The 13,324-nt window shown below is 73.2% G+C and carries 14 protein-coding genes; all 14 read right to left on the reverse strand.

What is annotated here, in order from left to right; all coding sequences use genetic code 11:
* From ftsA to mraZ, 14 genes are read right to left on the reverse strand one after another with little or no spacing between them, the layout of a single operon-like run.
* Complete coding sequence (gene ftsA / locus HNQ05_RS01800; RefSeq protein ID WP_147148329.1) at positions 1-1,260, reverse strand: cell division protein FtsA; 1,260 nt, start codon at positions 1,258-1,260, stop codon at positions 1-3.
* Positions 1,257-1,844: a cell division protein FtsQ/DivIB gene (locus tag HNQ05_RS01805; RefSeq protein WP_246104129.1), complete on the reverse strand. Its 588-nt coding sequence runs from the start codon at positions 1,842-1,844 to the stop codon at positions 1,257-1,259. The genes ftsA and HNQ05_RS01805 overlap by 4 nt, the downstream gene beginning before the upstream one ends.
* Positions 1,841-2,680: a UDP-N-acetylmuramate dehydrogenase gene (locus HNQ05_RS01810; protein WP_147148333.1), complete on the reverse strand. Its 840-nt coding sequence runs from the start codon at positions 2,678-2,680 to the stop codon at positions 1,841-1,843. Before HNQ05_RS01810 ends, HNQ05_RS01805 begins: the two co-directional genes overlap by 4 nt.
* Complete coding sequence (gene murC, locus HNQ05_RS01815) at positions 2,677-4,029, reverse strand: UDP-N-acetylmuramate--L-alanine ligase (RefSeq protein WP_147148335.1); 1,353 nt, start codon at positions 4,027-4,029, stop codon at positions 2,677-2,679. The genes HNQ05_RS01810 and murC overlap by 4 nt, the downstream gene beginning before the upstream one ends.
* Positions 4,026-5,081: an undecaprenyldiphospho-muramoylpentapeptide beta-N-acetylglucosaminyltransferase gene (gene murG, locus HNQ05_RS01820; RefSeq protein WP_147148337.1), complete on the reverse strand. Its 1,056-nt coding sequence runs from the start codon at positions 5,079-5,081 to the stop codon at positions 4,026-4,028. Before murG ends, murC begins: the two co-directional genes overlap by 4 nt.
* On the reverse strand, positions 5,078-6,172 hold the full coding sequence (locus HNQ05_RS01825) for an FtsW/RodA/SpoVE family cell cycle protein (protein WP_147148339.1): 1,095 nt from the start codon (positions 6,170-6,172) through the stop codon (positions 5,078-5,080). Before HNQ05_RS01825 ends, murG begins: the two co-directional genes overlap by 4 nt.
* A complete protein-coding gene (locus tag HNQ05_RS01830; protein WP_147148341.1) occupies positions 6,157-7,413 on the reverse strand; it encodes a Mur ligase family protein in 1,257 nt (418 codons plus the stop codon). Before HNQ05_RS01830 ends, HNQ05_RS01825 begins: the two co-directional genes overlap by 16 nt.
* Positions 7,410-8,273: a phospho-N-acetylmuramoyl-pentapeptide-transferase gene (locus HNQ05_RS01835; RefSeq protein WP_147148343.1), complete on the reverse strand. Its 864-nt coding sequence runs from the start codon at positions 8,271-8,273 to the stop codon at positions 7,410-7,412. Before HNQ05_RS01835 ends, HNQ05_RS01830 begins: the two co-directional genes overlap by 4 nt.
* Positions 8,267-9,010: a hypothetical protein gene (locus HNQ05_RS01840; RefSeq protein WP_147148344.1), complete on the reverse strand. Its 744-nt coding sequence runs from the start codon at positions 9,008-9,010 to the stop codon at positions 8,267-8,269. Before HNQ05_RS01840 ends, HNQ05_RS01835 begins: the two co-directional genes overlap by 7 nt.
* Entirely contained in the window at positions 9,003-10,283 is a 1,281-nt protein-coding gene (locus HNQ05_RS01845; protein WP_147148346.1) for a UDP-N-acetylmuramoyl-tripeptide--D-alanyl-D-alanine ligase, read from the reverse strand. Before HNQ05_RS01845 ends, HNQ05_RS01840 begins: the two co-directional genes overlap by 8 nt.
* An 18-nt stretch (positions 10,284-10,301) precedes the next feature.
* The gene (locus HNQ05_RS01850) at positions 10,302-11,708 is read right to left on the reverse strand and encodes a peptidoglycan D,D-transpeptidase FtsI family protein (protein ID WP_147148348.1); all 1,407 of its coding nucleotides are present in this window, start codon (positions 11,706-11,708) and stop codon (positions 10,302-10,304) included.
* A complete protein-coding gene (locus HNQ05_RS01855) occupies positions 11,705-11,953 on the reverse strand; it encodes a hypothetical protein (RefSeq protein WP_147148351.1) in 249 nt (82 codons plus the stop codon). The genes HNQ05_RS01850 and HNQ05_RS01855 overlap by 4 nt, the downstream gene beginning before the upstream one ends.
* On the reverse strand, positions 11,950-12,810 hold the full coding sequence (gene rsmH / locus HNQ05_RS01860; protein ID WP_147148353.1) for a 16S rRNA (cytosine(1402)-N(4))-methyltransferase RsmH: 861 nt from the start codon (positions 12,808-12,810) through the stop codon (positions 11,950-11,952). The genes HNQ05_RS01855 and rsmH overlap by 4 nt, the downstream gene beginning before the upstream one ends.
* Before the next feature lie 5 nt (positions 12,811-12,815).
* The gene (gene mraZ, locus HNQ05_RS01865; RefSeq protein ID WP_147148355.1) at positions 12,816-13,256 is read right to left on the reverse strand and encodes a division/cell wall cluster transcriptional repressor MraZ; all 441 of its coding nucleotides are present in this window, start codon (positions 13,254-13,256) and stop codon (positions 12,816-12,818) included.
* Between the last annotated feature and the right edge of the window lie 68 nt (positions 13,257-13,324).

Here is a 13,324-nt window from a genome sequence, read left to right on the forward strand (position 1 = left end):
CTAGAAGAAGTTTTCGAAGATCCCCTTGATTTTTTCCCAGATGCCCGCGTCCTTGCCCTCGCGCTCGCGTTCGCTGCGCGCGGGTTCGCGGCGGGTCCGCCGTGCCGGTACGCTGGCCGGTTCGCTCTTGCTGCCGAAGTGCACCAGCCCCACCGCGGTGGCGTGGGCGGGCGAGGCGACCACGTCGGCCAGGCCCGAAAGCCCTTCGGGGCGGCCCAGGCGTACGGGCAGGTGGAACTCCTGGTAGGCGAGCTCCTCGACCCCGCGCAAGAGCGCCGAGCCGCCCGTGAGCACGACCTTGTGCACGGTCAGCTCGAGCGGACCCAGCTGCTCGTCCACCGCACCCCGGGCGAGCAGCAGGATCTCGCGTACCCGCGGCCGGATGTAGTGGGCCAGCTCGGGCGCGGGCACGTCGCGCACGTGGTTGCCGTCCTGGTTGATCTCGAGCATCAGGTCGGGGTCGGCCATCTCGACGAGCGCCGCCCCGTACTTTTTCTTGATGCGCTCCGCTTCCTCGAGCGGGATCTTGAGCAGCTGGGCGATGTCGCCGGTCACCTGCTCGCCCCCCAGGGGGATGACCGAGGAATGCGCCAGCTGGCCGTTCTGGAAGACGGCGACGTCGGTGGTGCTGCCGCCGATGTCGACGAGCATGACCGTGGACTCGTGGTCTTCGGGGGTGAGCACCGCGAGGCCGGAGGCGTAGGACTGGAGCACCAGCCCCTCGATCTCGAGCCCCGCCGCCTCGACGGCGCGGCGCAGGTTGGTGAGCGGTCCGGTGGCGGCGGCCACCAGGTGCACGTCCACCTCGAGCCGCACCCCGGCCATGCCGAGCGGGTCCTTGATGCCTTCCTGGCCGTCCACGCGGTACTCCAGCGGCAGCGCGTGGATCAGTTCGTAGTCGCCGTCGAAGGGGTAGGCCTTGGCCTGCTCGACGGCGCGCTCCACGTCGGCGGGGCCGATGCTGTGGCCGCGGCGGATGGCCGCCAGCCCGTGGCTGGTCACGCTCTTGATATGGGGGCCGGCGATGCCCACGAAGACGCGCTCCACCGGCACGCCGGCCACGCGTTCGGCCAGCTTGACGCTGGCGCGGATGGCCTCGGTGGTCTTGTCGAGGTTGACCACTGCGCCGCGCTTCATACCCTGCGAGGGGACGGTGCCCTCGCCGATGATGTCGAGGATTCCGTCCTCGCTCTGTTCCCCTATAACGGTGCAGACCTTGGTGGTCCCTACGTCCAACCCAACGATAATGCGATCGCTCATCGGCGGATGCTCACCCCCCAGGAATAAATGGCTACGTCGTTACCCCGTATCATGTTCACACGCGGCAGCCAGACCCGCAGGTTTTCCAGGTTGCGGATCCAAAGATGCCTTCCTTCCCAGTCTACGGTAAAACCCGCGGGGTTGTAGGCGATGCGCTCGGCCGTGGGCAGGAGCGAGGCGATCTGCAGCGCCTCGAGGGTGCGGTCGTTTCCGAAACCCTCGATCAGCGGGCCGGTGGGTTCGGCGCCGGGCAGCCGGGTGCCGTCGGCCGCGAGACCGACGGAGCCTTCCGGGGTCGCCAGCGTGGCCACCGGTACGCGTTCGCGCACCACGATCCGTACCGCACCCACGCGCGGCCGCTCCAGCCGCGCCTCGAGCACCCAGGGGTCGTTCCGCAGGGCTTCGAGCCTGCCCGAGGTCGCCCAGAGCCAGGGATCGCCGGGGTAGAGGTCGGCGACCTCGAGCACCCGGGCGCGCTCGAGGTGGGCGATGCCGACCACCTCGATCCGCTCGATGGGCCAGGCGACCAGGCTGGCCACGTAGAGCGTGGCGCCGAGCAGCAAGGCGAGCACCAACCGGCTCACGGCAGCTCCCCCCATACCTCCCACTCTAACTCGAGCCCCAGCTCTTCCTGGATGCGTTTGACCAGCTTCCAGACGTCCGCGGCACGGGCCCCGCCGGTGTTGACGACGAAGTTGCCGTGCTCGTGGCTGACCATGGCCCCGCCCACGCGCAGCCCCTTGAACCCGGCCGCGTCGATGAGGCGGCCGGCGGCGTCGCCGGGCGGGTTCTTGAAGGCGCAGCCGGCGCTCTTGCGCTTGGGCTGGCCCTTGCGCGCCGCGTCCACCTCGGCCATGCGGGCCTCGATGGCCGCCGCCGGCGCGGGGGTGAGCCGCAGCCGCACCCGGGTCACGATCGCCCCTTGGGGCAGGCGGCTCGTGCGGTAGCCGAAGCCCAGCTCGCCGGGGTCGAGGACGCGGAAGGCGCCGTCGTGGAAGAGCTCGACGGCCTCGAGTACGTCGGCCATTTCGCCGAAGCGGGTGCCGGCGTTCATGCGCACCGCGCCGCCGATGCTCGCGGGGATGCCCAGGAGCGGCTCGAGACCCGAGAGGCCGAGCCGGGCCGCTTCCTGCACGAGGCCGGGCAGCAGCACCCCGGCGCCGATCCAGGGCGTGAGGTGGTCCGTCGCGCCCGCCCGCGGCCGCCCCAGCGTGCCGCGGGCGAAGACGCCGCCCAGGCGGATCACCCGCTCGGGCACGCCGCCGTCGGCGACGAGCAGGTTGGAGCCGTTGCCCAGCACGCGGTAGGGAGCGGCCGTGGCCTCCACCAGGTCCGCGGGCGTCTCCACCGTCCAGACCTCGGCCGGACCGCCCACGGCCAGGGTGGTGAACTCGGCCAGGTTGCGCCGTTCGATCTTCACCGCGCGCCCTCCACGAGCTCGCGCCCCAGCTTCCAGACGTCGCCGGCGCCCATGGTGAGGATCAGGTCGCCCGCCTCGGCGCTCGCCGCCAGCGTGCGCCGCACCTCGTCCCAGCCGGCGAAGCGGGCGCGTTCGTGCCCCAGCTCGCGCAGCCGGTCGGCGATCAGCGCCCCGCTCACCCCGGGGATGGGCTCCTCGCTGGCGGCGTAGACGTCCAGGACCCAGACCTCGTCGGCGCCCCGCAGCGCCTCGGCGAAGCGGGCCCACATCTGCTGGGTGCGCAGGTAGCGGTGGGGCTGGAAGACGACCCGCACCCGCCTCCCGGTGGCCCGGGCCGCCTCCAGGGTGGCCCGTACCTCGGTGGGGTGGTGGGCGTAGTCGTCCACGACCCAGGCCCCGCGCAGGTGGCCGGTGGTCTGGAAGCGGCGGGCCGCGCCCTTGTAGCCGGCCAGGGCGCGCGCCGCCAGGGCGGGGTCCAGCCTCTCCAGGTGGGCCGCGGCCAGCGCGGCGACGGCGTTCTCGACGTTGTGGCGGCCGGGGACGGCGAGCTCCACCTCGGCGAGCGGGTCGCCGTCGTGGGTCAGCACGAAGCGGCTGCCGCCCGCCTCGAGCCGCAGGTCTGCGGCGCGGTAGCGGCCGCGCTCGAAGCCGTAGCCGACGCGCTCGAGCCCCTGCGTGAGCGCTTCCAGCTCGTCCCAGTCGGCGTTGTAGAGCACGCGGCCGGCGCGTTCGGCGAAGGAGCGGGCCGCCGCCCGCAGGCTGGCGTAGTCGGCGTGGTAGGTCTGGCGCGCGGCGCCCGCGGCCACGTGGTCGTCTTCCAGGTTGGTGAGCACGGCCAGGTCCACGGCCACTTCGGCGAAGAGGGGGTCGGACTCGTCCACCTCGGCGATGCGGTGCCGGCCCGCGCCCCAGCGGGCGTTGCCGCCCAGGCTGGGCACGGCCGCGCCGACGAGCACCACCGGGTCGGTGCCCAGTTCGGTGAAGACGTGGGCGATCATCGAGGTCGTCGTCGTCTTGCCGTGGGTGCCGCTGACGCCGATCGAGCGGCCGCGCTCGAGGATGCCGGCGAGCACCTGCATGCGCGCCATCACCGGCACGCCGGCACGGGCCGCGGCCAGGCGCTCGGGGTGGTTCGCGGGCACCGCGTTCGAGGCCACCAGCACGTCCACACCTTCGAGGTGGGCGGGGTCGTGACCGGTGCGTACCTCGACACCCAGCTCGCCCAGGCGCCGCGCCAGCTCCGAGGGGTGGGCGTCGCAGCCCGAGACCTTCCAGCCCTCGCGGTGCAGCACGTAGGCTAGGGCGCTGATGCCCACGCCGCCGATGCCCATGAAGTGCACGTGCTTCATTCGGCCACCTCCAAGAGCAGGTGCGCCAGGCGCTCGGTGGCGCCGGCGGGGGAGAGCTCGGCGAGGTGCTCGCGCAGCCGGGCGCGCAGCTCGGCGTCTTCGAGCAGGCGCTCGAGCTGTGCGGCGAGTTCGCCCGGCTTCTCCTGATCGGCCGCCAGCGCCGCTTCGCGGGTGGCGTAGAAGCGGGCGTTGCGTTCCTGGGCGCCGCCGTCGACGCCCGCGGGCAGGGGTACGGCCAGCAGCGGCACGCCGTGGTAGGCGGCCTCGGCCAGCGTCGTCGCCCCCGCGCGGGTCACGGCCGCGTCGGCGGCCGACCAGGCGAGGATCGCGTCCACGAAGGCCTCGGTCCGGTAGTCCGCGAGGCCCCGCACCCGTTCGCGGGCCGCCTCGAGGCCGCGCTCCCCCGTCTGGTGCAGCACCTGCCAGCGCCCCAGGTAGCGCTCGAGCAGCTCCGGCAGGGCGCGGTTGAGCGCCAGCGAGCCCTGGCTGCCGCCCATGACGAGCAGCAGGGGCCGTTCGGGGTCGAAACCCAACGCCTCCTTGGCCGCGCGCGCCTCGCGGCGCTCCTCGCGTACCGGCATGCCCGTAACCAGGGCCTTGAAGGCGAGCTTGCGGGGCAGGCTCACGTCCATGGCCAGGGCGATGCGGCGGGCGCGGGGGGCGAGCCAGCGGTTGGCCAGCCCCAGGGTGGCGTTTTGTTCCAGCAGCACCACCGGCACCCCGGCGTTCTCGGCGGCGAAGGCGAAGGGGAAGCCCGCGAAGCCTCCGGTGCTGAGCACGACCCGCGGGCGCAGGCGGCGCAGTAGGGCGCGGGCGGCCATGAGGCCGCGCACCGCCTTCCAGGCCTCGCGCGGCTGCAGGGTGCTGCGGTTGTACTTCCCGGCCGGCAGCGCATGGAAGGGCATGCCCGCCTCGGGCACGATCCGGGTCTCCATCCCCCCCTCGGCGCCCACGTAGCTCACCTCGTGGCCCAGCTCGATGAGGCGCAACGCCACGGCCAGGGCGGGGAAGATGTGGCCGCCGCTGCCGCCGCCGGTGACCACGACCTTCATGCGCGCACCTCCGGCAGATCGATGCGCCGCGCGCTCGCGTGCAGCACCCCGAAGGCCAGGCCCGCCGCCAGCAGGCCGCTGCCGCCGGCGCTGACCATGGGCATGGAGATGCCGGTGACCGGCACGATGGCCATCGTCACCGCGACGTTCATCAGCGCCTGACCCGTCAGGTAGCCCGTAAGCCCCAGCGCCATCACGCTCAGGGCGCCGGTGCTGCGGGTGGCGATCTGCATGCCGCGCGCGAAGACGAGGCCGTAGGCGAGGAGCAGCATCCCCGCGCCGATCCAGCCCCCCGCATAGGTGATGACGGCGAAGATCATGTCGTTCTGGCGCTCGGGCAGGTTGGTGGGCAACTCGGCGCTGGGGCCGTGCCCCAGGGGTCCGGCGGCGCGCAGGACGAGGCGCGCCCGCTCGGGCTGGTAGATGGCGTTCCGGATGCGCTCGGCGCGGTCGGGCTCCCAGCGCTCGAGCAGCGTCGGGTCCAGGTTCATGACCCGCCAGGCGTCGACCCGGTCGGTGATGTACTCGAACTTGTTCAGGAAGACGCCGTGGATGCTGGCCACGATCAGCGTCACCAGCAGGCCGATGGCGATCAGCCGGCGGAAGGGCACGCCGATGATGATCAGGATGAAGGCCGCCAGGAAGAGCAGGAAGAGCGCCGTGCCCAGGTCGGGCTCGACCGCGACCAGGCCGGCGGCCAGGCCGATGGCCACCACCGGGCCGATGATCGGGTAGTCGGTACCGCGGCGGCTGAAGAACGAGGCCAGGTAGGCCACCAGCGCGATCTTCATGAACTCGGAGGGCTGCAGCGAGAAGGCCCCCAGCTGGAACCAGCGGCGCACCTCTTCCTGGCCCGCGGGGCCGCGGCCCACGACGAGCACGGCCACCAGGGCGACGAGGCCGAGCGCGTAGAGCCAGCGCGCCTGGGCGATGATCCAGCGCGGGGGCACCAGCGCCGCCGCCAGGGTGCCCGCGAAGGCGACGCCCAGGGTGAGCAGGTGGCGCTCCATCAGCGCGGGGGCGCCGGCGGCGATGCCGAGCACCGAGAACCCCATGAGCAGGAGCTGGGCGAGGATCAGGATGCGGTCCACGCCTCACCCCCCACCCGCACGAGCGCCTCGCGGAAGGCGCGGCTGCGGTGCTTGTAGTCCTCGAACTGGTCGAAGGAGGCGGCCAGCGGGGCGAGCAGCACGCTCGCCACCCCGCCCGCGGCCAGGGCGGCCTCGAGCGCCCGTTCGAGCGCGCGCGGCCCCTCGGGTTCCTCGATCACCACGGTGCGCGCGTACGGCGTGAAGGCGCGCGCGAAGCGGGGGCCGTCGCGGCCGATGGCCAGCACCAGCGCCACGCGCTCGCGCACGACGGGCTCGAGCGCACCCAGGTCGGCCCCCTTGTCCTCGCCGCCCACGATCCAGGCCACCGGCGCCGGCGCCGCCTGCAAGGCGGCTTGCACCGCCTCGGTGCGGGTGGCGATCGAGTCGTCGATCACGACGACGTCGCCCACCCGGCCTACGGTTTCGAAACGCCCGGGGACGGCCGGCAGCTCCAGCGCCCGTGCTTCGAGGGCGCCGGGGTCGGCCGCGCGCCCCAGCGACCCGGCCAAGGCGGCGGCGGCCAGCGCGGCGGCGCGGGCGTTGGTCGCGCGCGGCTCGGTGGCGGGCTCGAAGGGCACGAGGCGCGCCGGAGAGCCCTCGGCGGCGGCGCGTACGCGCGGGTCGGCGGCGTTGTAGACGATCGCGTCCTCCGGCGTCAGGTTGGCGAGCAGGCGCAGCTTGGCGGCGTGGTAGCGTTCCAGGCTGCCGTGACGGTCGAGGTGGTCGGTGCCCAGGTTCAGCAGCACGGCCACCCGCGGCCGGAAGGCGCGGACGCGTTCGAGCTGGAAGCTGGAGAGCTCCACCACCGCCGCCTCGAGCCCGGGGCGGTCGGCCACCTCGACCAGGGGCGGGTCGATGTTGCCCGCTGCCGCCGCGGCGACGCCCAGCTCCTCGAGCAGCCGCGCGGTGAAGACCGTCGTCGTCGTCTTGCCGGCCGTGCCGGTCACGCCCACCAGGGGCAGGCCGGTCTCCCGCCAGGCCAGCTCCACCTCGCCGATCACCTCGGCCCCGGCGCGCTCGAGCGCGACCAGCGCGGGGTGGTCGATGGGTACGCCGGGGGCGGCGATCACGGTCCGGAAGCGGCCCGGCTCGGGGTCGCAGGCGGCGAACCCCAGCGCCCGCGCCGCAGCGAGGTCCGCGGGGCGGGGCCGGTCGTCGTGGAAGCAGGCGGCGCGGCCCCGGCGCGCGAGAAAGCGCAGCACGCCCAGACCGCTGCGCCCCAGGCCGTAGACGAGCGTCACCCGCCACCTCCCCACAGCTGCACCGCCAGCGCCGTGGCCACGGCGGTGACGACGACGAAGCGGAAGACCACCTTGGCCTCGCTCCAGCCCGAGAGCTCGAAGTGGTGGTGCAGCGGTGCCATCCGCAGCAGGCGGCGGCCGCTGCGGCGGAACCAGGCGACCTGCACGACGACCGAGAGCACCTCGAGCACCGGTACGATCGCCGCGAGCGGCAGGTACCAGGCCTTGCCCTCGAGGACGAACAGCCCCGCCACCAGCGCGCCCAGCAGCTGGCTCCCGGCGTCGCCCATGAAGATGCGGGCCTTGGGGGCGTTGTGCCAGAGGAAGCCGAGCAGCGCCCCGACGAAGACCTGCGCCAGCGGCAGGTTCAGGAAGGGCAGCAGGATTACCGCGGTCACCCCCGCGGCCAGGCCGTCGAGGCCGTCGGTGAAGTTGAAGGCGTTGGCCGCCCCCACGACCGCGACGACGATCAGCACGAAGTCCAGCCCGGTCCAGGGGGTGTAGCTCACGACGCGGAGGGCGTAGCCGGCGAAGACGAGCGCCATGAGCAGCTGCAGCGCCAGCTTTTCCCGCGCCTTCAGCGGGCGGCCGTAGAGCCCGCCCAGGTCGTCGGCGAGGCCCAGCAGCCCGTAGCCGGCCGCCAGCAGAAACACCGGCGCGAGCGGGTCCGCGCCCGCGAGCAGGTAGAGGGCGCCCGCGGCCAGGGTGAAGGCGACGCCGCCCATGCTCGGGGTACCGGCCTTGGCCAGGTGGCTTTCGGGGCCGTCGGAGCGCACCGTCTTGCCTACGCCGAAGCTGCGCATCAGCGCCGCCTGCAGCCCCACCAGGAACCAGCTCAGCAAGGCGGCGGCCGCTACCATGCTTCCTCCAGTTCCAGGGTCAGGTGGACCGGCTCCCCCTCCGGCGTCAGCAGCCACACGCCCGCGCGGCGGCTCGCCGCCAGGTCGCGAAACGCGCCGGCGTAGAAGCCGAGCTCGTAACCCTCGGGGTCGTAGCGGTGCACCCCGGCCGGGGTGAGCAGGTAGAGGTCGCCGGCGACGTCGGCGGCCGTCCAGTCCTCGGGCAGCTCGAGCTCCCGCTCGGCGGGCCAGAGGAGGGCGCGCCCCCGCCCCAGGGCCAGCACCCCGCGCCCCAGGGCGACCACCCGTTCGAAGTCGCCGTCGCGCAGGCGGTCCGGCCCGCGCCAGAGCCCCTCGTCGTTCACCCAGAAGGTTCCCTGGGCGGTGCGCACCGCGTCGCGGGCGGGAAAGGCGCGCCAGCCCGACTCGGGGGTGTAGAGGCCGTCTTCGAGCAGCACGACCGGCTCGGGGCGGGCGCGGATCGTCCGCGCGCGCGCCGGCAGGTCGTAGCTCGCCGCCAGCTCGCCGCCCTGGTAGCGTTGCCAGACGTAGGGGTAGAGCACCTCGAGCCCCCCTTCGCCGGCGTCGACGTCCAGCGGCGGCGCCGGAAGCGGGAAGCTCCCTCCCGCGGTCTCGACCCAGCGGCCCTGCACCACGCCGCCGGGGAAGACGAGGGCGGCGCTTTCGCCGCGCTGCGCCGTCTGCGGAGCGCAGCCCGCGAGCGCGGCGAGCAAGAACAGGGCGGCCAGGCTACGCACCGACGACCTCCAGCAGCCGTTCCAGGGCCAGCGCCCGCGAGCCCTTGACGAGCACGCTCGACAGCCCGCGCGCCCACCCGGGCAGCAGGTCGAGGGCCTCCTCGACGTTCGTCACGGCCGTCGCGCCGGGCCTTCCCGCCGCCATCGCCGCGGCGAACTCGCCGACGAAGAGGGCGCGGTCCGCGGCGGCCATGACGCGTTCGGCCGCCTCCAGGTGCCAGCGCTCGGCCTCGGACCCGAGCTCGCGCATCGTGCCCAGCACCACGCCCCGGGGCCCCGGGCAGCGGGCCAGCACCTCGAGCGCCGCCTCCAGCGCCCTGGGGCTGGCGTTGTAGCTGTCGTTGAGCCAGAGCGTCGAGCCGACGCGCAGGGGCTCGAGCCGTCCGGGGGTGGGTTTCAGGGTTTCCAGGCGTTCGGCCGCTTCGATGACGTCCCGGCCCAAGAGCTCTGCGGTCGCCAGCGCCGCCAGCGCGGCCAGCGCCGCCCCCCGACCCAGGACGCCGAGCCGCAGCGTCCTTCCGGCGTAGCGGAAGCGCGTGCCGGTGCAGCCGAGCTCCAGAGCTTCGCCGGCGAAGTCGGCTGCGCGGTCGAAGCCGAAGGTGCGGGTGCCTTCGGGGAGCTCCCAGCGGCGCAGCTCCACGTGGGCCAGCCGCAGGGGGCTGGCTTCGAGCAGCTTCAGCTTTTCCCGCGCCACGTTCTCGAGGCGGCCCAGGCCCTCCAGGTGCACCGGGGCCACCGCGGTCAGGACGCCCAGGTCGGGCGCGGTCAGCTCGAGCAGCTCGTCCATCTCGCCGGGACGGTCGATGCCGAGCTCGACCACCGCGCCCGGACGGTCGGGTTCCAGGTGCCAGAAGAAGCGCGCCAGCGCCGGCGGGGTGTTGAGGTTGCCCTCGGTCGCGGGCCAGTCCAGGGCCCGGGCCAGCGCCTCCTTGGTCGAGGTCTTGCCCACGGATCCGCTGACGCCCGCCACCACGCCCGGAAAGCCGCTGCGCAGCCAGCGCCCCAGCCGCAGCAGGGCGCGGTAGGGGTCGTCGACCTGTAGGCCCCGGTCCCGCGCCCGCGGCCCGATCACCAGCGCGGCGCCGCGGGCCAGCGCGTCCTCCGCATAGGTTTCGCCGTGGGCGCGCGCGCCCGGAAGCGCCACGAAGGCCGCGCCCGGCTCCACCGCGCGCGAGTCCCACACCAGGTCGCGGGCGGGCCGGGCCTCACGGCCGAGGCGGCCGCCGAGCACCCGCGCCAGCAGCGCCGGCGAGACCTCTCTGGTCTGCGTCATTTGCACATCATACACAACTTACTCACCACTACCCAGTCTAACCGAAGCGGGCGCTACCCCCCAATAGGCGAGGGCGCGCGCGGCGATCTCGCGGAAGATGGGCGCGGCCACCTTGGAGCCGAAGATGGAGGTCTGCGGGCGGTAGAGCACCACCAGCACGGTGACCCGGGGCTGCCCGGCGGGCACGAAGCCGGCGTAGAGGGCGGCGTAGGTTTCCGAGTCTTCGTAACCGCGGCCGGTGGAGATCTGGGCCGTGCCCGTCTTGCCGCCCAGGTCGTAGCCGCGCAGGCGCGCCCGGGGAGCGTTGAACTCGCTCAGCACCGCGCGCAGCTCGCGGGCGACCTCGGGACGGAAGACCCGCTCGGTCCGCGGCCCGCCCACCGGCTCCACCAGCGCCGGGGGGACGTAGACGCCGTCGTTGGCCAGGGTGTTGAAGGCCGCGGCCAGGTGCAGCGGCGTCACCGAGAGCCCCTGGCCGAACGAGAGGTTGGCCAGCTCCACCTCGCCCACCTGCTCGGGGGGGCGGTAGAGCGGGGCCCAGACGCGGAATCCCGGCAGCAGGTCGGCGTCGTAGAGGTGCAGCTTCCGGTGGTAGCCGGTCAGGGTGCGCGCGTCGAGGCGCTCGGCGAAGGTACTCATCCCCACGTTCGAGGAGTAGGCGAGGACCTGGGCCAGGCTGAGCCGGGGCGGGTGGCGGACGACGTCGCGGATCGTGCGGTCGGCCACCTTGCGCCGCATCGGCGCGTCGACGACGTCGTCCATGCGCGCGGCGCCCGCCTGCAGCAGGGTGGCCGCGGTGAGCGCCTTCATCGTCGAGCCCGGTTCGATCAGCCGTTCGAAGGCGTAGTTGGTGAGCCGCGGGTCGTCGCCCGGGGCCCCGCGGGGCGCCCCGGGGTCGAAGGCGGGGGCGTTGGCCACGGCCAGCAGGCGGCCGCTCTTCGTTTCCATGACGATCGCCGTTCCCCACTCGGCCCCGCTGGCTTCGACGCCTTTCCAGAGCGCCTCCTCGGCGAAGGTCTGCAACGCCGGATCGATCGTCAGGTAGACGTCCCCCGCGCGGCTGAGCCGGCCTTCCATGGCGCGTTCCGCGCCGGCCTGACCGGCCTCGAGCTCGCCCGCGGTGTTGATGCGGCCACTCTCGGGATCGCGCTTGCCCTTGACGTAGCCCACGACCTGGCCGGCGAGCGAGCCCATGGGGTAGACGCGGTCGCCGTTTTGCAGGCTGAGGGCGAGCGGGGTGCCGTCGGCCGCGTAGATCGCGCCGCGGGGCGGCACCACCGGCTGCGGACGTGCGGGCTCGGGCCAGCCGCTGCTGGGCAGCGGCGCCGTGCGCAGGATGCTCGCCAGGCCCATGGAGAGCAGCGCCGCCCAGGCGGCGAGCAGGAAGGTCAGCGCCCATACGCGCTGGACGCTGGCGGCGTTCACTCCGCCCACCGCCCCTCGCTCATCGGCACCATGCCCTGGGACTCGGCCCAGCGCGCCACCGCCCGGTTGGAGAGGCGCGCTTGGTAGTCGCGCAGCAGGGCCGCGCGGTCACGCTCGAGCTGCGCGTAGCGGTTGCGGTAGTCCTGCAGCTGCATCCGCTCCTTCTGCGCCATCAGGCCCAAACCGCTGACGAGCAGCAGCACCACCAGGTAGAGGTAGCCCCAACGCAGTGCGACCCGGTTCATATCCGCTCACCTGCCCTCAACTTCGCGCTCCGGGCGCGGGGGTTGCGCGCGGCCTCCTGGGGACCGGGCACGAGCGGCCTCTTCGTCAGCACCCGGAAGCGCGGATCACCCTTGAGGAAGTGCTTGACGATGCGGTCCTCCATCGAGTGGAAGCTGATCACGACGAGGCGGCCGCCGGGCGCGAGCACCCGGCCCGCCGCCTGCAGCAGCGCCTCGAGCGCCCCCAGTTCGTCGTTGACGTAGATCCTGAGCGCCTGGAAGGTCTTGCGCGCGGGGTGGCCGGCCTTGCGGAAGCCGACGGCCCGGCGCACGACCTCGGCGAGCTGTGTCGTTGTCGTGATGGGCGCCTGACGCCGCGCCTCCACGATGGCGCGGGCGATGCGGCGGCTGGCGCGCTCCTCGCCGTAGCGCCAGATCAGCTCGGCGAGCTCCTCCTCGCCGAGGGTGTTGACCACCTCGGCGGCCGTGGGCCCCTCGCGTCCCATGCGCATGTCGAGCGGGCCCTCGCGCTGGTAACTGAAACCGCGTTCGGGATCGTCGAAGTGGTAGCTGGACACCCCCAGGTCGGCGAGGATGCCCTGCACGGACGGCACGCCTAGGGCATCGAGCACGGCTTCCAGGTCGCGGAAGTTCGACCGCACGAACCGGATGGCAACTCCCCCGAGCCGTTCCGCGCGTTCGTGGGCATCCGGATCCTGGTCGATGGCCACCACCTGGCCGCCGCGCTCGACGATCCCCCGGGTGTGACCGCCCCCACCGAAGGTGGCGTCGACGTACACCCCTTCGGGTTGGACGTTCAGGAGGTCGAGCGATTCGTGCAAGAGCACGGGTTCATGGGTCGTTTCGGTCAACGTCATCACCGTCAAATCACGATGTCCCTCAGCGATTCGGGAACGAATGGGGTCTCCCGGGTCTTTTCGAGGTGCTCGAAGAAGCGGCCCTCGTCCCAGATCTCAATACGGTCCATCACGCCGGTGACCACGGCGCGGTCGGTCAACCCGGCGAAACGGCGCAGCGTCGGGGGAATGAGCACCCGCCCCTGACCGTCCAGCTTGGTCTTCTGGGCGGGGGCGTAATAGAAGCGCACGAAGTTCCGGGTGGCGGGGTCGGTGAGGGGCAGCCCCTCGAGCCGCTCCTCCAGCTTGGCCCAGTCGGCGAGGGTGATCACGTCGATGCCGCCCTCGAAGCCGCGGGTGAGCACCAGCCCGTCCCGCAGGTACTCGCGGAAGGGCACGGGGATGACCACGCGGCCCTTGCCGTCGAGGCTGACTGGGTGTTCACCGCTGGGAATCCGCTTCGACATCCCGACCCTTTCCAGTGAGCCTGCGGGCGGGTTGTACCGAGCTTGATACCGCTTCCGATAAGCTCGCC

The sequence above is a fragment of the Oceanithermus desulfurans genome (assembly GCF_014201675.1).
Classification (GTDB): Bacteria; Deinococcota; Deinococci; order Deinococcales; family Marinithermaceae; genus Oceanithermus; species Oceanithermus desulfurans.